This is a genomic window from Roseovarius sp. MS2 (assembly GCF_051447875.1).
Taxonomy (GTDB): Bacteria; Pseudomonadota; Alphaproteobacteria; order Rhodobacterales; family Rhodobacteraceae; genus Roseovarius; species Roseovarius mucosus_A.
In genome coordinates, this window is record NZ_JBKHVF010000001.1 from 1,478,504 (window position 1) to 1,498,909 (window position 20,406).

Genomic DNA, 20,406 nt, shown 5'->3' on the forward strand with positions numbered 1-20,406 from the left:
AAGATGAGGTGCCGCGCATGGCTGCGACCGAAAACCCCTTGAAGGTGATGACCGCGCGGTTGCGGCGACCGCTCATGCTGACATGGGCGGGGTTGATCGCCGAGCGGTTGGTGCGCGCCTTTTGGCCGGTCTGGAGCGTGATCGCGTTGAGCGCAGCGGCGCTGATGCTGGGCCTTCAGGATATGGCCGCATTCGAGGTGGTCTGGGGTGCGGCTATGCTGGCCGCTTTGGCCGTACTCGCCTTTGGCGTGCTGGGCATGGCCCGGTTTCGGTTCCCGCGTCGGGCCGAGGCCCTGGCGCGGCTGGATGAAGCGATGCCCGGCAGGCCGTTGGCAGCACTTGGCGATGTGCAGGCGATTGGCGCGGGCGATGCCGGGTCGGCAGCACTCTGGCAGGCGCATCAGGCGCGCATGGCAGCACGCGCGGCGCAGGCGCGCGCGGTCGAGCCGGATTTGCGTTTGTCACGACAAGACCCCTTTGGCGTCCGCTACATTGCGCTTTTGGGTCTTATCGTGGCCCTCCTTTTTGGTTCGGTCTGGCGCGCGGGATCTGTCGTTCAAATGGTGCCAGGTGGGGGTGCGGCGGCGCTGGCCTCTGGTCCGACATGGGAAGGCTGGATAGAGCCGCCAGCCTACACCGGGCTTCCTAGCCTCTATCTGGCTGATCAGGGCGCGGTGATCGAAGTGCCCGAGGGCAGCCGCATCACCTTGCGGTTCTATGGCGAGGTGGGGGCGCTCAGCCTGTTTGAGACAGTGTCAGGCGGCAGCACCGAGGCTGCAATTACCGATCCAGAGCAGAACTTTGACGTTACCCGCACTGGCGACTTGCGCATTGACGGGCCGGGCGGTCGGAGTTGGGCCGTCCAAGCGCTCGCCGATGCGGCACCGACGGTCGAGGTCATCGAGCGCGACGCCCGCACTGCCTTTGACGGGCAAATGAGCCAGCCCTTTGGCGCGCGCGATGATTACGGTGTGGTCAGCGGCGGCGCGGTCTTTACGCTCGATTTAGCGCAAGTGGATCGGCGGCATGGTCTGGCGGTAGAGCCTGACGCGCGTGACCCCATCAGCCTTGATCTACCGATGCCTTTGGCCGGGGATCGGACCGAGTTTACCGAGACATTGGTCGAGAACCTGTCCGAGCATCCTTGGGCGCATTTGCCCGTCACCCTGCGCTTGCAGGTTGCGGATGCGGCGGGGCAAGAGGGGCAATCCGAGCCGTTCCAGATGGCCCTGCCTGCGCGGCGGTTTTTCGATCCAATGGCTGCAGCCGTGATCGAGCAGCGCCGCGATCTTTTGTGGTCGCGTCAGAACGCGCCCCGTGTCGCGCAGGTGTTGCGGGCGGTGTCATACAAGCCAGAAGGCCGGCTTTTTCGCTCAGAGAAAGCGTATTTGCGCCTGCGGATCATCATCCGGCAGCTTGAGGCAATGACGCAGAGCGATGGGCTGGACGCGGCCGAGCGTGATGAGATTGCGCAGGCGCTGTGGGATCTTGGCGTCTTGCTTGAGGATGGGGATCTGGGCGATGCGCTGGAGCGGATGCGTGCTGCACAAGAGCGCCTGAGCGAGGCGATGAAGAACGGCGCCAGCGAAGAAGAGATTGCGCGCCTCATGCAGGATTTGCGCGATGCCACGCAAGATTATCTGCGCCAAAAGATGCAGCAGGCAGAGCGTGAAAACCCGGAAGAAAGCGATCAGCGCAGCGCCGAGAACATGATGCAGATGAACCAACAGGATCTGCAAGACATGATGGACCGCATCCAAGAGTTGATGGAGCAGGGCCGCTATGCCGAGGCACAGCAGGCACTCGAAGAGTTCCAGCAGATGATGGAGAACATGCAGGTCACGCAGGGGCAGGGCCAGCAGGGTCAATCCCCCGGCGAACAGGCGATGGAGGGGTTGGCAGAAACGCTGCGCGAACAGCAGGGCCTGTCGGATCAGGCGTTCCGCGATTTGCAGGAACAGTTCAATCCAGGTGCGCAATCCGGCCAGTCGCAGAACAATGAGGGCCGCAGCGGCGGCGAGGGTCGCGGCGAGAGCCATGATGGTCAGCAAGGCCAAGGTGGCCAAGGCGGCGAGCAACAGGGCCAAGGTGGTGAAGGTCGCGAACAGGCCGAGGGTGGCGAAGGTGCCGAGGGGTCGCTGGCTGAGCGGCAAGAGGCGCTGAGACAGGAATTGGAGCGGCAGCGGCAGGGTTTGCCGCAACTGGGTGGCGAGGCAGGCGAGGCCGCGCGCGATGCGCTGGAGCGTGCTGGCCGCGCCATGGAAGGGGCCGAAGACGCGCTGCGCACTGACGATCTGGCGGGGGCCATCGATAATCAGGCCGAGGCAATGGAGGCCCTGCGCGAAGGGATGCGCAACATGGGCGAGGCCATGGCGGAACAACAGAATCCCGGTGGTCAGGGCGAGGCCGAAGGCCAGCCCGGTCAGGCTCAGGCTGATCCCTTGGGGCGCGAGGCCGGGCAGGGCCGACAGGTGGGCACGCAAGACAGTCTTTTGCAGGGTGAGGATGTCTATCGCCGCGCGCGAGAATTGCTTGATGAGATCCGCAAGCGGTCAGGCGAAGGCGCTCGGCCGGATGTGGAACTGGACTATCTCAAGCGGTTGCTGGAGCGGTTCTAGGTCTTTTTGACCGATCCAAACGCCGCTCTTGCGGGGAGAGGCAACAGGTATTTCCCCAGGCAGTTTTTCGAATTTATCGCAAATTGTTGCAAGTATATGGTAAATCCCGACGCGGGCGCGCGAACACGCCCCTGTGTGTCAGTAAAAAAGGGACGGAAATGATTCAGGAATTCAAGGACTTCATCGCTAAGGGCAATGTCATGGACATGGCCGTTGGTATCATCATCGGGGCGGCCTTTACGGCGATTGTCGGCTCGCTTGTTGCCGATCTGATCAACCCGATCATCAGCCTGTTCTTGGGCGGCATTGACTTTTCGGGCCTCTATATCGTGCTGGGCTCGGGCGACTATGCCTCGATCGCTGCCGCAGAAGAGGCGGGCGCCGCGGTGTTCGCTTATGGCCGGTTCGTCATGGCCGTTATCAACTTTTTGATCATCGCTTGGGTGGTGTTCATTCTGGTCAAGCTGGTAAACCGCGCCAAGGATGCCACATCCAAGCCCAAACCAGAGGCAGCCGCCGCTGATCCCGGCCCGTCCGAACTGGATATTCTGATGGAAATCCGCGACGCGCTGAAAAAGTAAGCACGGCAAGGGCGAGGAGCAATTACGCTTCTCGTCCTCTCAAACCCGGTGATAGGGGCTACCGGCGAGGATTGATGCCGCGCGATAGAGCTGTTCCGCCAGCATCACCCGCACCAGCATATGTGGCCAGACCATGCGGCCAAAGGACAGCGCGAAATCGGCACGGGCGCGCAATTCAGGCGCGATGCCATCGGCCCCACCGATCACCAAAGCCAGATCGCTGCGCCCGGCATCGCGCCAGCCCGCCAGCGTATCGGCAAATTCGGGAGAGGTGATCTCTTTGCCGCGCTCATCAAGCACCGCAAGCACGGCACCTTGGGGAATCACCCGATCAAGCAAGGTGGCCTCGGCGGACATGCCCCCACCCTTCTTATCTTCGACCTCAATCAGCGTCGCAGGGCCAAGGCCATGCGCGCGCCCCGTTCGGTCGAACCGGGTGAGATAATCGTCGAACAACACACGTTCCGGGCCGGTCCGCAACCGGCCCACCGCGCAGATATGAACCCGCATTCAGACTTGAGATGCCGCCGTCTGCCCGGAAGGCAGCCACATTTTCTCAAGCTGATAGAAATCGCGAACCTCGGGGCGGAACACATGAACGACGACATCGCCTGTGTCGATCAGCACCCAATCGCCGGTTTCCTTGCCCTCTGTGCGGGACACGATCCCCATATCCTGCTTGAGACGGTCCATCAGTTTCTCGGCGATGGCTGACACCTGCCGCGAGGAACGCCCCGAACAGATCACCATATAGTCGCACATGGCTGTTTTGCCGCGCAGGTCGATCTGCACAACATCTTCGGCCTTGTCATCGTCAAGAGAGGTCAGGATCGCCGCAAGCTGCGCTTCGCTGTCTGCGGTCATGGTGGGCATCATTGCGATGGCCCCCTGGTCAGCGGCCTTCGCCGCATATGTCGTAAAAGACAGGACATCGTCCTCCTTTGCTGCGCACCGCAGGACCCCGGTGCAAGGTATAAGGCTAAAGTAGCAAGAGTTGCGTGACTTTTCAATAAACCCTGTTCCAGATCGCGCCGAAATGCAGGTAATGTCACATAATCGTGGTGACGCCTGATAAGCCGGGCCAAAGGCCAGTCTGGACAAGGCGCGAAATTCAGGCTCTTTTCACCTCAATGACGGAGGAGCGCCATGACCACAGCCCTGATCACCCATCCCGATTGTCTGGGCCATGTGACGCCCGAAGGTCATCCCGAACAGGTTGCGCGGCTTGAGCGTATTCTGGAGGCGTTGGAGGGCAAAGACGTGATCCTCGTCAAGGCACCCTTGGTGGCCGAGGATGACCTCTTGCGCGTGCATCCCAAAAGCCATGTCGAGGCGATCCGGGCGGCCTCTCCTGCTTCGGGCAAGGTGCAACTGGATGCCGATACCTGGATGTCGCCGGGAACGCTGGCGGCGGCGCATCGCGCGGCGGGCGGTGCTGTGCGCGCCGTAGATCTGGTGTTGTCGGGCGAGGCCGACAATGTCTTTGTCGCCACCCGCCCGCCGGGCCATCATGCCGAGCGCGAAACGACGATGGGATTTTGTCTCTTTGGGAATGTGGCCGTTGCCGCAAAATATGCGCTGGATCATCACGGGCTGAAACGGGTGGCGGTCGTCGATTTCGACGTGCATCATGGCAATGGCACGCAGGATTTGTTGGAGGATGAGCCGCGCGCCTTTTTCGCCTCGTCGCATCAATACCCGCTTTGGCCCGGCACCGGCGCCGCACATGAGACAGGGCCGCACGATACGATCCTCAACGTGCCGCTGCCGCCGCGCTCGGGCGGGGCGGTGTTTCGTCGAGAGTATGAGGAAAAGGTGTTTCCGCGCGTGCGGGCGTTCAAGCCGGATCTGATCCTTGTTTCTGCTGGGTTTGACGCGCATCGCGATGATCCGCTGGCCGATCTGATGCTGGAAACGGAAGATTTCGCTTGGGTTACAGAGCGGCTCTGTGATCTGGCGGATGAGCTTTGTGGTGGGAAACTGGTCAGTTGTCTTGAGGGCGGCTATAACCTCTATGCGCTGGCCGAAAGTGTGGCTGCGCATGTCGATGTGCTGATTGCGCGCGGCGCAGCCTGATCCCTGACCAACAAGGAAACCTGATGCGCGCCGGACTGATCCTGCTGTGCTTTGCCTATGTGCTCAGCCAGTTTTTTCGCGCCTTTCTGGCGGTGCTGAGCGGTCCCTTGGCGCGCGATGTCGGGGCCACACCGGATGATCTGGCGACGGCCTCGGGTCTGATGTTCGTGACCTTCGCGGCGATGCAATTGCCGGTGGGCTGGGCGCTCGACCGGATTGGGCCACGGCGCACGGCGTCGGCTTTGCTGCTGTTGGGTGGCGGTGGTGGTGCGGCGCTTTTTGCAATGGCCGTCAGCCCGCTGCATATCAACCTTGCGATGGTGTTGATCGGCGCAGGCTGCGCGCCGGTCCTGATGTCTTCTTATTACATCTTTGCGCGGCAATTCTCGGTGGCGCGGTTTGCCACGCTGGCGGCGGTCATGCTGGGGGTGGGATCATTCGGCAATCTGGTGGCCTCTTATCCGATGGCATGGGCGGCAGAAACAATCGGATGGCGCGCGGCGCTTTGGGGATTGGCGGCGGTTTCGGTCGCGGCGGCATTGGGTATTCTGGCACTGGTGCGCGACCCAGAGGCAGTCGCAGGGGATACGCGCGGCTCGCTTCTTGATCTGCTCCGGATGCCCGTGGTTTGGGCCATTCTGCCGCTGATGTTTGTGGCCTATGCGCCTGCGGCAGGGCTGCGGGGCCTTTGGGCCGGTCCCTATCTGCGCGATATCTTTGGGCTTGATACGGTGCAGGTCGGACAGGCGACGCTGGTCATGGGGATGGCGATGATCGCGGGCACCTTTGCGTATGGCCCCCTCGACCGGGTGTTCAAGTCGCGCAAATGGGTGATTTTTACCGGAAATGTCATCTGCGCAGTCGCCCTCATGACTTTGATGCTCTGGCCGGAACGCAGCCTTGGGCTGTCGATTGCCCTCTTGGCGGTTATCGGCCTTGCTGGGTCCACATACCCGGTGCTGATCGCGCATGGGAGGGCGTTCTTTCCGGCCCATTTGGCAGGGCGGGGTGTGACGCTGCTCAATCTCTTTGGCATTGGCGGTGCGGGCGTGGCGCAATTTGCCTCGGGGCCGCTTTTTGCGTCCGCCGCGACCGGGAGCGCAGTCGCGGGCTACAAAGCGCTTTTTGCGCTGTTCGCATTTGCCCTTGTCATCGGATTGGTGATCTATCTCTTCAGTCGCGACAGCATGGAGTGAGTGCGGCCCCTTTCACATTGGCCGTAATCCCTGTATGACCCGCACCGCAACCCCCGCTATGGAGGCAGACACACATGGGTTACAAGATCGTCGTCGCAGGTGCCACGGGCAACGTGGGCCGCGAAATGCTGAACATCCTCGCCGAGCGCGAGTTTCCGGTCGATGAGATCGCGGTACTTGCGTCCCGCCGTTCTCTGGGCACCGAAGTCAGCTTTGGCGACCGAACTCTCAAGACCCAAGATCTTGATACGTTCGACTTCTCAGGTTGGGACATGGCGCTGTTCGCCATCGGGTCGGACGCAACCAAGGTCTACGCCCCCAAGGCGGCCAAGGCGGGCTGTGTCGTGATCGACAACTCGTCGCTCTATCGCTATGACCCCGACGTGCCGCTGGTCGTTCCGGAAGTGAACGCCGATGCGGTCATGGGCTATGCCAAGAAGAACATCATCGCCAACCCCAACTGTTCCACCGCGCAGATGGTTGTGGCACTCAAGCCGCTGCACGACCGCGCACGCATCAAGCGCGTTGTCGTCTCGACCTATCAGTCGGTATCGGGCGCTGGCAAAGAGGGCATGGATGAGCTGTGGGACCAGACCAAAGCGGTCTACAACCCGACCGATGACAAGCCTGCCAAGAAATTCACCAAGCAGATCGCGTTCAACGTGATCCCGCATATCGACGTATTTCTTGAGGATGGGCAAACCAAGGAAGAGTGGAAGATGGTCGCTGAGACCAAGAAGATCCTCGATTCCAAGATCAAGGTTACAGCCACCTGCGTGCGGGTTCCGGTCTTTGTCGGCCATTCCGAGGCCATCAATATCGAGTTCGAGGATCATCTAGACGAGGCCGAAGCGCGCGACATCCTGCGCGAATCCCCCGGGATCATGGTGATCGACAAGCGTGAGAACGGTGGCTACGTGACGCCGATCGAATGCGTCGGTGACTACGCCACCTTCATCAGCCGTATTCGGCAGGACCCGACGATTGATAATGGCATTAACCTGTGGTGCGTCAGCGACAACCTGCGCAAGGGCGCGGCGCTGAACGCTGTGCAGATCGCTGAAGTGCTGGGTCAACGGGTGCTGAAAAAGGGCTGAGTTACCTCAGGCAGATTAAAGACGGGCGCGCTATCAGGCGCGCCCGTTTGCATTTTCGGGGCAATTACTGCACCGGCGCGACCTTGAACTGAACGGAAGAATACCATTCAGCCACCGCGCGGATCTCGTCATTCGACATCTCAGCGGCGATGCCGCTCATGATGTCGTGCTGACGTTTGCCGGTGCGGAATGCCTTGAGCTGTGTGTCGATATACATCACCGTCTCACCCGCCAGATTGGGCGCATCGTCGATCAGCGCGATCCCATCTGCGCCATGACAGGCGGTGCAGGTCTCGGGCGCATTCTCGGCCGTCTGGCTTGGGGCCAGAGTGGCGACCGGCGTCTGGCTGCTATACCAGGCCGCCAGATCGGCAATCGCCTGATCGCTGAGGCTTGCCGCGACCACGCTCATCATTTCATGCACCCGCCGCCCCTCGCGGAACGCGGTCAGTTGATGCTCGATATAGGCCGGGTTCTCGCCGCCGATATGGGGCACGATGGGCATTTTGGCCATGCCTTCGATACCGTGACAGGTGCGGCATTGACCGGCCAGTTTGCGCCCCGCCTCTGGGTCGCCGGTCAGTCCCTCTGCCATGGCGATCTGGGCGAGGAAAACCCCGCCCAGACCCAAGATACATGCCTTAAGCATCAATTGCCCTCATACCAGATGCGATAGATCGCCCCGGCAAGGTCATCAGACACAAGGATCGAACCATCGCGCAACTGCGCCACATCGACCGGGCGGCCAAGGTATTCGCCGTTCTCGTCGATCCAACCCTCGGCAAAGGGCTCCATCGTGGCATTGCCCTCTGCGTCGATGAACGTAACCATCACGCGGGCACCAACCGGTTCAGTGCGGTTCCAAGAGCCATGCTGCGCCGAGAAGATGGCGTTCTTGTATTTGGCAGGGAACATCTTGCCGGTATAGAATGCCATGCCAAGGTCGGCCGCATGGGCAACAGTTTCGACGGCAGGCATCACCACGTCTACAGGGACTTCTTCACCCTTGTACTCGTTGGTGCGCACGGATCCACCACCATACCACGGATGGCCGAAATGCTGGCCCGCCTCGGTTTGACGGTTCAACTCGCCCGGCGGAATGTCATCGCCCATGCCGTCGACCTGATTGTCTGTCCACCACAACTCGCCGGTTTCGGGATGGAAATCCTGACCAACCGAATTGCGCACGCCATAGGTAAAGACCTCGCGCCCCGTGCCATCGGTGTTCATGCGGATGATGCCACCAATGCCCACCTCGCTATATTTCTCAAGCCGATCCTTGGGGGCCACGTTGAAGGGCTGACCAAGCGAAATGTAAATCTTGCCATCTGGCCCGATGTCACAAACCCGCGCGGTATGGTTAAAGCTTTCTTCGTCCTCTGGGATCAGATCACCCTTGGCCACAAGGTTGAAGGCTGCCACATCCGGGCTTTCGTAAAAGAACTCGGCGGCGGGAAAGAGCAGCACGCGGTTCTGTTCAGCGATATAGAGAAAACCGTCCTTGGAAAAGCAGGGGCCATTGGGGATCGAGAATTGGAGCGAAGGGGCGAAATCCTTGACCTCGTCGGCGACGCGGTCCTTGTTGCGGTCGGTAACGGACCACACCTTGTCCTTGCGGGTGCCCACGAAGGTCACGATGCCTTGCGGACCTACAGCCATGTGGCGCGCATCGGGCACAACCGCGTAAAGGCCGATCTTGAACCCGTCGGGCAGGCTGATCTGCTCGAGCGTTTTCTTGATCCCCTCGGCATAGTCGCCGCCCTGTTCGATGAACGTGAAATCAGTGACGCCGGTGGACTGAAAATTTGAAAGTTTTTCCAGATTGTCCGGCACGTTGGCAGCTTGCGCATGGGCAAGCCCGGCGCTGAGCGCCAGAGTGGCGATGGATGACAGCAGATGCTTCATTTGGTTCCTCCCGTTTGAAAATCCGTTCGACCTGTCTGACTTGCCAAGCCCAGACAGGGCCGTGATCCTAGACTTCTTCAAGCTGACCCAACGCGCTCTCCCCTTCGCGCGGCCCCTGCGAATACCGTTTACGTTGCATTCGCACATGCAGACCCTATCGCAGTTTTTGGGCGGAACAAGGGTTTGCTGCCTGAATTTTCTACGACCAAAGTCTTAGGTCTCATTCCAGTGTCATGGTGACGCTGCCGAGGCCTGCGATTTCGCCTTGGGCGGTGATCGGCGGCGTCACCCAAGGCAGCCCGTTGAGCGATCCGGTGATCACTATATGCCCCGGCTGCAAGCCGCCGCAATGATCCCCCAAGGCGCGCACAAGAGCGCAGAGCGTGGCAAAGGCACCCTCGCCGGGCACTTTGGCCACGCCATCAAGCAGGGTGGCATCGCCAAGGGTCAGATGTGCCTGGGCACTGGTGACGTCAATCCCTTGCCAGTCGCGACAAGCCTCACCCAGAACCACCGCGCCGTTGAGTTGATTGTCCAACATCTTGAGCGCTGCACCGGCGCCCTTGGGATTGGCAAGGCGGCTCTGGACCAACTCAAACGCAGGCAGCAGTTCTACCGAGTCTCGCAAGCGCGCCTCGAAATCAAACGCAGCGGTATCCGGCACTGGGGCAATCAGGCGAAAGGCGTATTCAAGTTCGACTCCCGCTTCTTCGCCCTCTGAGAGGGAAATTTTCGCGGGGCTCTCGTAAATGTCGTGGGCCATGATAGGGGCGATGATGATGGGCGAGCCGGGCGGGCAAGCAACCTTGAATCCCCCCACAGAACCAAGCGCAGAGGCGACTTCTGTTTGGACCGCAAAGATGCGCTCGCGCGTTAACCCCTCGCCATAGGTATCGGGCAGTTTGGGGCCGCCGTTCCGCGCCTCCAGCAGTGCCTTCGTCAGGGGATCGGTCATGCTGCGATCACCGCGCCCGAGGCGATCATCGCCGCGATCTGCTGCGTGTCATAACCAGCCTCGCGCAGCACCTCGCGGCTGTGCTGGCCAAGAACGGGCGCGGCACAGCGGATGTTTGCCGGGGTCTCGCCGAACTTGACTGGATGTCCAAGGGTCTTGACCGGACCAGCCACAGGATGCTGCACTTCAACAATCATATCGCGGGCTTGTGCCTGTGGGTCGGCCTGCATTTGCAGGATATCCAGCACGGGGCCGGCAGGCAGACCGGCCTCTTCCATCCGTGCCAGCCAAATCTCGGACGTTTCGTGCCGAAGATAGCCGTTGAGGATATCTTCGAGTTCCCTGAGGTGCTGCATGCGGTCATGGTTTGAGGCAAAGCGCGGGTCATCGTTCAATTCGGGGGCCTCGATCACATCGAGAAACCGCAGCCAATTGCGTTGGTTGGCGGCCCCCACGTTGATCCAGCCATCGGCGGTCTGGAACGCCTGATAGGGACCGTTCAAAGGATGCGCAGACCCCATCGGGCCGGGTGCCACGCCAGTGGCAAAGGCAATCGCCGATTGCCAATAGGTCTGGGTGATCGCGGCCTCAAACAGTGAGGTATCCACCTTTTGGCCTTGTCCAGTTTGCAACATCCGAGCGTAGGCAGCAGAAACACCCATCGCCGCCACGATCCCGGCCGTAATATCGGAAACCGGCGCACCAGTCTTGACCGGGGGCCGCCCCGGCCCCTCGCCAGTGATCGACATAAGGCCCGACATGCCTTGGGCGATCAGGTCGAAGCCACCACGCTCTGCATACGGTCCCGTACGGCCAAAGCCCGAGATTTCGCAATAGATAAGGCGCGGGTTGATGGCGCGCAGATCGTCATAGCCCAACCCCAGACGCTCCATCGTGCCCATGCGGTAATTCTCGATCACCACATCAGCCTCTTCCAGCAAACGGTGCAGCACTTGGACCGCCTCCGGGTCCTTGAGGTTCAGTGCCACACCCCGCTTGTTGCGGTTCATCATCATATAGGCAGCAGATTCGCCGTTGATCGCAGGGGGAACAAAGCGCCGGCTGTCATCGCCGTCCGGCTTTTCCACCTTGATCACATCCGCGCCCATATCCGCCAGCATCAGGCCACAGACCGGACCAGCCATGATATGGGCCAGTTCGATCACCTTCATCCCCACAAGGGGGCCAGTGGCGTTCATGTCCCGCTCCACTCTGGTTTTTGCTTGGCAAGGAAGGCCTCGAGCCCGTGGTGGAAATCGCGGCTCATGTAGCACATTTCGATAAGGTCGGCGTCCTCGACACGGGTGGCTGCGCTTACGCGGCGCATCGCCTCTTTGGTCGCCCTCAGCGTGAGAGGGGCCATTTCGGCAAGCGTGTCGGCCAATGCCCCGGCACGGGACATCAGCGCGGCTTCATCCTCCAACACTTCCGAGATCAGGCCGCATCCCTGCGCCTCTTCTGCGCCAATTAGGCGGGCGGTAAAGATCATCTCGCGCACGCGCCCGGCCCCCATCAAGGATGAGAGGCGCGCCAGATTGGCGGCGGCCAGGCAGTTTCCAAGGGTGCGGGCTATGGGAAAGCCGAACTTCAGATTGGCCGCGGCAATGCGGATGTCACAAACTCCGGCAATTGCCGCGCCGCCGCCGGTACAGGCGCCGTTGATCGCAGCGACGGTTGGCAGGGGACAGCGCTCGACCGCTTCTAGGACACGCTCAATCCGGGCCTCGTAGTCAAGCGCATCCTGCGGTTTGTCAAAGGCCCGAAACTGCGTCATGTCGGTGCCCGCGGCAAACGCCTTGCCGCCTGCACCGTGGATCACCACCGCGCGGATGCTGCCATCTGTCGGCACCTCGCGGCATAGGCTGGCCAGCCCCTCATACATCGCAAAGGTCAGTGCATTGCGCGCATCAGGCCGGTTGAATGTGATCCAGAGGGTCTGCCCCCGGACCTGCGACAAAATCTCGGTCATCGCCGCCCCCTCAGCGGTAGAAGTATTCAACAAGGAAGAGCGGCACCGAGGGCACATAGGTGCAGAGCATCAGCACCGCCAACAGGACCAAGATGAACCAGATGTTGACCTTGGATACCTCCCAGATATTGGCCCTTGCCACCGCGCAGGCGGTAATTAGCACCGACGCAACCGGCGGTGTCTGCTGACCAATCGCAAGGTTCAGCGTAACCACAAGGCCGAAATGCACCGGGTCGATACCCGCCGCCGTGATCAGCGGCATTACGATTGGAATCACAAGGATGATCGCTGCTGCGGAATGCAGGAAAAAGCCAATGATCAGAAAGAAGAAGTTGAGGATGAGCAAGATTGCCCATTGCTGATCGGTGATGTTGAGAATGCCCTGCGCCAGATGCTGCGGGATCTGTGCGCGGGTCAAGAACCCACCCATCAAAACTGAGGCCGCGACCAGCAACATCACAACAGCCGTTTGCATGCCCCCATCCAGCATCGCGCGGCGCAGATGTTTGATATCCACTTGGCGATACCAAGCTGACACGACGATGGCTGCGATCACGGCAAGACCAGCCGCCTCGGTTGCGGTCACATAGCCGCCAAAAATACCGCCAAGGATAATTACCGGCAGCAAGAAGGCGGGCAGTGCATCAACAAAAGTCTCGCGCAGGCGGGGAATGTTGAATGCCTCTTCCGTCGGCAGATTGTAGCGGCGGGCAAAGACATAGGCCACGAACATCAGGCCTGCCGCCCCCAAAAGACCCGGCACCACGCCCGCAACAAAGAGCTGTTCGACCGACGTATTAGAAGAGGCCGCATAAAGAATCATCGGGATCGACGGCGGGATGATGATCGCCAACGAGGCCGAGGACGAGGTAACAGCCGCCGACAGTTCCTTGGAATACCCGCGTTTCTTCATCTGCGGGATCAGGATCGACCCCATGGCGGCGACATCCGCCACCGCAGAGCCAGAGATTTCGGCAAAGAAAAGCGACACACCGATGTTCACCATGGCCAGCCCGCCACGAACAAAGCCGATGATGGCGGTGACGAAATTGATCAGCCGGTCCGTGATACCGCCCGCATTCATGATGGCCCCTGCCAGCACGAACATCGGGATGGCAATCAGCGAAAACTTGGTGGACCCGCTATACATATCGAGTGCAATGGTCACCAGACTGCTCGGCCCCTCGGTAAGCAAGAGACCCAAAACCCCGGCAAGAGCCAAGCCGATGGCAATCGGAATGTTGATACAGATCATCGCCACAAGGGCCGCGAAAATACCCAGCATAAGCATCACACGCGCTCCTTGTTCTTGGCCAGTTCGGTCTCGACTTCTTCTTCGATCTCAGCATGTTCCAGAGAGATGCCGCGCGATGTCTGAACCCAGTAATGCGGCAGGCTGAGCAATTGGCAGATGATAAAGAGGATGGCACCGATCGGGATCACCGATTGTGTCAATTGCACCGGCACCCATGTAAGCGAGGTCAGCGTATCGCCTTCCAGCACTTCAAGCACCTGAAACCCGGCGCGCGCCATGAGCACGAAAAAGAGCAGCACCAGCGCTTCGCCTACCAGAACCGCAATCATCCGGTACCGGGTGGGTAGGGCGAGAAGGACCGAGTCAAAGCCGATATGACGCCGATGCAGCGCCGCGAGAGCGGAGCCATAATAGGTGATCCAAGCCAGCATGATCGCGGCAACCTCATCGTACCAAGAGAAACTCTGGCCCATGAGGCGGGCGATAACGGCAACGATCACGACGATCGTCAAGCCGACCATCAGCAGAACCGTGATCCATTCAAGCAGGCGGCTTGCGATCCGATTGGTTTGGGTAAGCAGAGGGGTCATGTTGTGCAACGTTCCGGTGCAAAAGGTTGCCCGGCATGCGCATGCCGGTTCAAGTTCGCGAAATCTTGTAGACAAACGCCTGTGACGGCCCCCGAACAGGGACCGTCACAGAGTAAGATCAGCTTGCGTTACCAAGTGCGAGCACGGCGTCGATCAGCTCTTGCCCACCTTCGACCTGCTCTGCAAAAGCGTCATAGACCGGCTTGGACGCCGCGATGAACGCGTCCTTGTCGGCCTCGTTCACCTCGACCCCGGCAGCCTTGATCACGTCGAGCAGTTCGGTTTCCATCCGTGCAGCCGTCTCATAGGTAAAGGTCTGCGTGTCTGTGGCACATTCCGCGAGCACTGCGCGAACATCCTCTGCCTGCCCGTCAAACCCCTTTTTCGACGACAGAATATACGCTGGCGTATAGACATGGCCCGTGACCGAAAGGTACTTTTGCACCTCTTGGAACTTGGCCGTCGCGATCTGTGTATAGGGGTTTTCCTGCCCGTCCATCACACCCGTCTGCAACGCAGTAAACACATCCGAAAAGGCCATCGGGGTGGGGTTGGCGCCGTATTCTTGGAACATCTTGACGCGCCATTCGCCATTGGGCGTGCGCAGTTTGATCCCCTTCAGGTCCTCGGGCAAATTGATTGGCCGGATGTTGTTGGTGATATGCCGGAACCCATTTTCCGCAAGCCCGACGATGTGATACCCGTTGTTGTTTGCAGCAGTCTGGAACGTGTCCATCATGGCATCCTGAACGCGGCGCATATGGTCGCGGTCTTTGATGATGTAGGGCATTTCAAAAACACCGAACAGCCCATCAACCGAGGACATCACCGACGAGGGCAACGCAAAGTCGACCTGACCCAGCTTGAGCTTTTGCAGCAATTCCTTGTCATTGCCCAACTGCGACGAGCCAAAGGTCTGAACCTCTGCCTTGCCACCGGATTTTTCGCCCACGCAGGCGGCGAAATGGTTTGCTGTCGCCTCAAACAGCGAGCCCGGTTCGCCCACATGGCCAAACCGCATGGTGACATCTGCCGCCATCGCGGGCACCGCCACAAACGACGCCACCACGGATGCAATTATTGCTTTTTTCATTGTCTTCCTCCCTTGGTTTTCGTGTCTGCGCGGGCTGTGCCGCGCCTTGGTCTTTCCTTATTGTGCAATCATTACAGTTGGTCCGGGAAGGCCCCTCTTCCGTCCCGGACCGATAACGTTAGGCTGCGGCGCGGGCGCTTTCGAACTTCTGGCCCAAAAAATCCATCGCCGCCTGTACGCCCCCGGCCCGGTGCGGCACACCCGCATCGCGCAGGCCCATTTCCACGCCCGCAAGGGTGCCGATCAGCATCAGATCATTGAAATCCCCCAAGTGACCGATGCGAAATACCTTGTCCGCCACTTTGGACAGACCATTCCCCAGAGACATATCATAGTTACGCAGGGTCACGGCACGGAAATTATCGGCTGAATGCCCCTCGGGAACCATCACGGCGGTGAGCACTGGCGAGCGGTCAGACGCTTTCTTGCAGAGCACCTCTAGGCCCCATGCCTCAACCGCCGCGCGCGCCGCCGCGCCATGGCGCTTGTGCCGGGCAAAGACAGTGTCGAGCCCTTCCTCGTGCAACATGTCGATTGCCTCGTTCAAACCGTAGAGCAGGTTTGTCGCGGGGGTATAGGGGAAGTAGCCCGTATCATTTGGGCCCGCCATTTCTGCCCAACTCCAATACGAACGCTTCAGCGCGGCAGATTCGGAAACTTGCATCGCCTTGGCGCTGACCGCGTTAAACGACAAGCCCGGCGGCAGCATCAGCCCCTTTTGCGAACCGGATATGGTCACGTCCACACCCCAGTCATCGTGTCGGTAGTCCACTGAGGCGAGCGAGGAAATCGTATCGACCATCAAGAGCGCCGGGTGATTGGCGGCGTCCATCGCGCGACGCACTGCTGCCACGTCGGTCACAGAGCCGGTAGAGGTCTCGTTATGCACAACGCAGACGGCTTTGATCTCATGCGCCTTGTCCGCGCGCAGATGCTCTTCGATCCGTGTGGCATCGGCCCCAGCGCGCCAGTCGCTGTCGATAAAGACCGGGTTCAGGCCCAGTTTGAGTGCCAGTTTCTGCCACAGCGCCGCGAAGTGACCAGTTTCATACATCAGAACTGTGTCACCGGGTGAGAGCGTGTTGACCAAGGCCGCTTCCCAAGCGCCAGTGCCAGATGAGGGATAGATGACCACTCGGGCTTCGGTCTTGAAGATGCTTTTCATCCCCTCAAGCGCCTTGCGGCCGACATCGGCAAAGGCCGGGCCGCGATGATCCATGGTCGGATAATCCATCGCCCGCAGAATGCGATCCGGCACGTTCGAGGGCCCCGGGATTTGCAGAAAGTGGCGGCCAGCGGTCATTGTCATTCCTCCCATAGACAGCATCCTTGCCCACCGTCGGTAAGATCTGAACCGGGGCAAAGGTGAATTCTGTTGAATTGAATTCTGAATTCAATATTCTGTCAAGACCAAACTCTGACCATCGACCGGATCGGGACCCTATGCTGGACAGCACGATACAAAGCCGCCTCAGCCGCGAGGTGCAGGGCGAAACGCGCTTTGATACCTTTTCGCGTGGGCGTTACGCGACGGATGCCTCAATCTATCAGATTATGCCGGCAGGAGTGATTCTGGCCAAGGCACCTCAGGATGTTCTGGCCGCGCTCGACGCTGCACGTGCTGCCGGTTTGCCGCTCACGATGCGGGGCGGTGGCACCTCGCAATGTGGGCAAACGGTGAACTCCGGGTTGATTGTCGACTGCTCGAAATACCTCAATCGCATTCTGGAACTGGATGTGGAAGGGCGGCGCGCGGTGGTCGAGCCGGGGATTGTTCTGGACGATCTGAACCGCGCATTAAAGCCGCACGGCCTGTGGTTTCCTGTCGATGTCTCGACCGCGTCGCGCGCCACGATCGGTGGCATGGTTGGCAACAATTCCTGCGGTTCGCGGTCGCTGCGCTATGGCACGACACGGGATAATGTAACCCGGATTGAGGGATTTCTGGCTGATGGCACCCCCTTCGATTTCGGCCCCGGCTCTGGCAACCGCGTGCCCGAACCTCTGCTGCGGCAAATGCTTGATCTGGGTGCGCGAGAAGCTGGCGAAATCGCGTTGCGTTTCCCCAAGGTGCAACGCCGCGTGGGCGGCTACAACATCGACGCGCTGGTCCCCGGTGACGCGCCCATCAACCTCGCCCATCTGCTGATCGGGTCCGAGGGGACGCTGGCCACGTCGACCGCGATAGAGATCAAGCTGTCACCGCTGCCATCGAAAACCCGCGTGCTGGGTGTCTGCCATTTCCCCACTTTCCGCGCCGCGATGGAGGCCGCCAAGCCGCTGGTCGCGCTTGGCCCGACCTCGGTCGAGTTGGTCGATAGCACCATGATTGATCTTGCCCGCGCGATTCCCATTTACGCCAAGACACTTGAGCAATTCGTGCGCGGCGCGCCTGCTGCCATGCTGCTGGTGGAATTCGCCGATAGCCCACCCGAAAATGAAGAGAACATGCGCCGTCTGGCCGATACGATGGCGGACCTTGGCTATGGGTTTGGGCGCGGCGGTGCCGCCCATGAGGGTGGCGTGGTCGAGGTCTGGGATATGTCCCTCGCCACCGAGATTGGTGAATTGCGCAAGGCAGGTCTCAACATCATGATGTCGATGAAGGAGGCGGGCAAACCCGTGTCCTTTGTCGAAGATTGTGCCGTGCCGCTGGAACATCTGGCGGATTATACAGATCGTCTGACCGAGGTGTTTCATAGTCACGGCACCACCGGCACGTGGTACGCGCACGCGTCCGAAGGATGCCTGCATGTGCGCCCTGTCCTCAATCTCAAACTGGAACAGGACGTGCGTAAAATGCGCGAAATCGCCGAGGCGGCCTTTGCCATGGTGCGGGAATACAAGGGATCGCATTCGGGCGAACATGGCGACGGGATTGTGCGCTCTGAATTCCATGGGGCGATGTTCGGTCCGCAAATCCTCAGGGCATTCGAAGAGGTCAAGGCGGCGTTCGATCCCGACACCCGCCTCAACCCTGGCAAGATCGTACATGCGCCGAAAATGGACGACCGCAGCCTTATGCGCTATCCGCCGGGCTATGATTTCGCCGATCTGAAAACCGGCAACGACTGGTCTGCCTGGACAGGCAAGGGTGGCGGATTTCAAGGCGCGGTCGAGATGTGTAACAACAACGGCGCCTGTCGCAAGCTGGCAGGCGGGGCGATGTGCCCGAGTTACCGCGTGACCCGAGATGAGCGCGACGCAACACGAGGCCGTGCCAACACGCTGCGCCTTGCGCTTTCGGGGCGGCTTGGCCAGAACGCGCTTTTCTCGGATGAGATGGCCGAAACGCTGAAGCTTTGTGTCGGGTGCAAGGCCTGCAAGCGCGAATGCCCAACCGGTGTCGACATGGCCAAGATGAAGACCGAGGTGCTCTATCAGCGGGGTCAAAAGCTGGGGTTCGGTCTGCGCGCGCGGCTGATTGCAGAGATGCCACGCTATGCTCGACTTGCGGTGGCGCTGCGGGGCCTGATCGCCTTGCGCAACCGGGTGCCGTTTCTCGCCAGGCTTGGCGAGCGGATTACCGGTCTGGCACATGCGCGGTCTCTGCCCATGTTTCGAGGGGATTTTTTCAAGGACTCTGAGGTCAAGCGCGCCCACTCGTCGACCAAGGCAGGCAAGATCATTCTCTTTACTGACACGTTCAACCGCTGGATGGAGCCAGCGATTCCACGTGCCGCTTTGCGCGTTCTGACCCGTGCAGGCTATGAGGTGATCACCGCACATGCGCCCGGTCGCCCGCTTTGCTGTGGGCGGACATATCTGGCGGCGGGGATGATCGACAAGGCGCGCGCCGAGGCGCGGCGGACCTTGGATGCGCTCTTGCCGCATGTGCGCGCTGGCGTGCCGGTGGTGGGGCTGGAGCCGTCTTGCCTGCTCACGTTGCGGGATGAGTTTCTCACGCTCTTGCCGGGGGATGAGGCGCAGCTCTTGTCAAAGAATGCCTATCTCTTCGAAGAGTTCATCGCGCGCGAGGCGCGCGCCGGGCGGCTTGATCTGCCGCTGGGCCCTTTGGGGCACACTGCCCATGTCCACGGCCATTGCCATCAAAAGGCGGCGGGCGTGATGGGCGATATGGGACAGGCGCTGGCGCTGATCCCCGATCTTGATCCAAAGACTATCGAGAGCAGCTGCTGCGGCATGGCGGGGGCCTTTGGCTATCAGGCTGAAACCATCGACGTATCCCTGAAAATGGGCGAGCTGTCCCTGCTTCCAGCCGTGCGCGCCGCAGCATCCGATGATCTCTTGATCGCGAACGGCACCTCATGCCGCCACCAGATCGCAGATGGCACCGACCGCCGCGCGCTGCATATCGCGGAAATCTTCGACAGGGCATCGCAAAATGCTGTAAGGGAGGGCCGCAAAGATGGATAACCCCGGCCCGGAGGCCCCCATGACCGCCCTCAAACCCGATCCGATTGGCCGCACCGCGCTCGCCGTTGAGATCACAAATCGACTGCGTCAGATGATCCTTGAGGGGCAATTGCAGCCCGGTGAGAAGATCAACGAAAAGGCCCTGACCGAGCAATTCGGCGTGTCGCGCACACCGCTACGCGAGGCGCTCAAGGTTTTGGCGGCAGAGGGATTGCTTGACCTTATCCCGCATCGCGGCGCTGTCATCACCCGTCAGAGCGAGGCGGAATTGGCAGAGGTGTTCTGCGTGCTTGCCGCACTTGAGGGCTTGGCCGGCGAATTGGCCACGATGCAGGCAAGCGCAGAGACCGTGCAGGACATCGCAGAGATGACAACGGCCCTGCGACGGACCTATGACGAGGCGGATCGCCCGACGTATTTCCGCATCAATCAAGCCATTCACAAAGCGGTTCTGGCCGCAGCTGAAAATGAGACTTTGCTGCGCGCGCATGAGCTTTTGGCCTTTCGGGTGCAGCGGGCACGCTATCAGGCCAACCTGACCCCCGAACGCTGGCGCGCGGCAGTAGAAGAGCATGAGGCCATTCTGGACGCGCTGCGCACGCGGGATGCGGAGCGTTGCGGTAAACTGATGAAAGATCACCTGCTGCGCAAGTTCGCATCGATCAAGGCCAAAACGCAGGCCTGAGCGCAGGGC

Annotated in this window: 18 protein-coding genes; 7 read left to right on the plus strand and 11 right to left on the minus strand. The window is 60.5% G+C overall.

The annotated features are described in order from the left end of the window. Window positions 1-17 precede the first annotated feature (17 nt). Complete coding sequence (locus tag ACLGGT_RS07340) at window positions 18-2,618, plus strand: TIGR02302 family protein (protein ID WP_437195483.1); 2,601 nt, start codon at window positions 18-20, stop codon at window positions 2,616-2,618. A 158-nt stretch (window positions 2,619-2,776) separates the two neighbouring features. After that, the gene (gene mscL / locus ACLGGT_RS07345; RefSeq protein WP_008281224.1) at window positions 2,777-3,199 is read left to right on the plus strand and encodes a large conductance mechanosensitive channel protein MscL; all 423 of its coding nucleotides are present in this window, start codon (window positions 2,777-2,779) and stop codon (window positions 3,197-3,199) included. Between the two features lie 39 nt (window positions 3,200-3,238). Here the strand turns inward: mscL and rlmH are convergent, their stop codons facing one another. Both rlmH and rsfS read right to left on the minus strand, forming a co-directional pair. Next, window positions 3,239-3,709: a 23S rRNA (pseudouridine(1915)-N(3))-methyltransferase RlmH gene (gene rlmH, locus ACLGGT_RS07350; protein ID WP_219434823.1), complete on the minus strand. Its 471-nt coding sequence runs from the start codon at window positions 3,707-3,709 to the stop codon at window positions 3,239-3,241. Next, a complete protein-coding gene (rsfS, locus tag ACLGGT_RS07355; protein ID WP_008281226.1) occupies window positions 3,710-4,075 on the minus strand; it encodes a ribosome silencing factor in 366 nt (121 codons plus the stop codon). Window positions 4,076-4,345: 270 nt separating this feature from the next. Here rsfS and ACLGGT_RS07360 point away from each other — a divergent pair, with 270 nt between their 5' ends. The 3 genes from ACLGGT_RS07360 to ACLGGT_RS07370 all read left to right on the plus strand — a co-directional run bounded on the left by ACLGGT_RS07360 (window position 4,346) and on the right by ACLGGT_RS07370 (window position 7,568). Continuing rightward, a complete protein-coding gene (locus tag ACLGGT_RS07360) occupies window positions 4,346-5,275 on the plus strand; it encodes a histone deacetylase family protein (protein ID WP_008281227.1) in 930 nt (309 codons plus the stop codon). A gap of 23 nt (window positions 5,276-5,298) precedes the next feature. After that, the gene (locus ACLGGT_RS07365) at window positions 5,299-6,471 is read left to right on the plus strand and encodes an MFS transporter (protein ID WP_437195484.1); all 1,173 of its coding nucleotides are present in this window, start codon (window positions 5,299-5,301) and stop codon (window positions 6,469-6,471) included. A gap of 74 nt (window positions 6,472-6,545) precedes the next feature. Further along, entirely contained in the window at window positions 6,546-7,568 is a 1,023-nt protein-coding gene (locus tag ACLGGT_RS07370) for an aspartate-semialdehyde dehydrogenase (protein WP_008281229.1), read from the plus strand. A 64-nt stretch (window positions 7,569-7,632) separates the two neighbouring features. On the opposite strand, the gene ACLGGT_RS07375 is transcribed toward ACLGGT_RS07370, so the two are convergent. The 9 genes from ACLGGT_RS07375 to ACLGGT_RS07415 all read right to left on the minus strand — a co-directional run bounded on the left by ACLGGT_RS07375 (window position 7,633) and on the right by ACLGGT_RS07415 (window position 16,638). Then, the gene (locus tag ACLGGT_RS07375; protein ID WP_151977659.1) at window positions 7,633-8,217 is read right to left on the minus strand and encodes a c-type cytochrome; all 585 of its coding nucleotides are present in this window, start codon (window positions 8,215-8,217) and stop codon (window positions 7,633-7,635) included. After that, the gene (locus tag ACLGGT_RS07380; protein WP_375554474.1) at window positions 8,217-9,473 is read right to left on the minus strand and encodes a PQQ-dependent sugar dehydrogenase; all 1,257 of its coding nucleotides are present in this window, start codon (window positions 9,471-9,473) and stop codon (window positions 8,217-8,219) included. The genes ACLGGT_RS07375 and ACLGGT_RS07380 overlap by 1 nt, the downstream gene beginning before the upstream one ends. A 220-nt stretch (window positions 9,474-9,693) precedes the next feature. Beyond that, entirely contained in the window at window positions 9,694-10,428 is a 735-nt protein-coding gene (locus tag ACLGGT_RS07385) for a 2-keto-4-pentenoate hydratase (protein ID WP_008281232.1), read from the minus strand. Continuing rightward, window positions 10,425-11,627: a CaiB/BaiF CoA transferase family protein gene (locus ACLGGT_RS07390; protein ID WP_219434820.1), complete on the minus strand. Its 1,203-nt coding sequence runs from the start codon at window positions 11,625-11,627 to the stop codon at window positions 10,425-10,427. Before ACLGGT_RS07390 ends, ACLGGT_RS07385 begins: the two co-directional genes overlap by 4 nt. Next, entirely contained in the window at window positions 11,624-12,397 is a 774-nt protein-coding gene (locus tag ACLGGT_RS07395; RefSeq protein ID WP_437195485.1) for an enoyl-CoA hydratase/isomerase family protein, read from the minus strand. The genes ACLGGT_RS07390 and ACLGGT_RS07395 overlap by 4 nt, the downstream gene beginning before the upstream one ends. 10 nt (window positions 12,398-12,407) lie before the next feature. Then, on the minus strand, window positions 12,408-13,688 hold the full coding sequence (locus ACLGGT_RS07400) for a TRAP transporter large permease (protein WP_151977666.1): 1,281 nt from the start codon (window positions 13,686-13,688) through the stop codon (window positions 12,408-12,410). Next, window positions 13,688-14,242 carry a TRAP transporter small permease gene (locus ACLGGT_RS07405; RefSeq protein WP_008281236.1) on the minus strand — a complete coding sequence of 185 codons (555 nt, stop codon included), beginning with the start codon at window positions 14,240-14,242 and terminating at the stop codon, window positions 13,688-13,690. Before ACLGGT_RS07405 ends, ACLGGT_RS07400 begins: the two co-directional genes overlap by 1 nt. Window positions 14,243-14,360: 118 nt before the next feature. Further along, a complete protein-coding gene (locus ACLGGT_RS07410) occupies window positions 14,361-15,335 on the minus strand; it encodes a TRAP transporter substrate-binding protein (RefSeq protein ID WP_037297832.1) in 975 nt (324 codons plus the stop codon). Window positions 15,336-15,453: 118 nt separating this feature from the next. Beyond that, complete coding sequence (locus ACLGGT_RS07415; protein ID WP_437195487.1) at window positions 15,454-16,638, minus strand: pyridoxal-phosphate-dependent aminotransferase family protein; 1,185 nt, start codon at window positions 16,636-16,638, stop codon at window positions 15,454-15,456. Between the two features lie 140 nt (window positions 16,639-16,778). Here ACLGGT_RS07415 and ACLGGT_RS07420 point away from each other — a divergent pair, with 140 nt between their 5' ends. Together ACLGGT_RS07420 and ACLGGT_RS07425 are read left to right on the plus strand one after the other, a co-directional pair. Next, window positions 16,779-19,712: an FAD-binding and (Fe-S)-binding domain-containing protein gene (locus tag ACLGGT_RS07420; RefSeq protein WP_437195489.1), complete on the plus strand. Its 2,934-nt coding sequence runs from the start codon at window positions 16,779-16,781 to the stop codon at window positions 19,710-19,712. A gap of 19 nt (window positions 19,713-19,731) precedes the next feature. Further along, window positions 19,732-20,397, plus strand: a complete 666-nt coding sequence (locus tag ACLGGT_RS07425) for a GntR family transcriptional regulator (RefSeq protein WP_037297925.1) — start codon at window positions 19,732-19,734, stop codon at window positions 20,395-20,397. Window positions 20,398-20,406 lie beyond the last annotated feature (9 nt).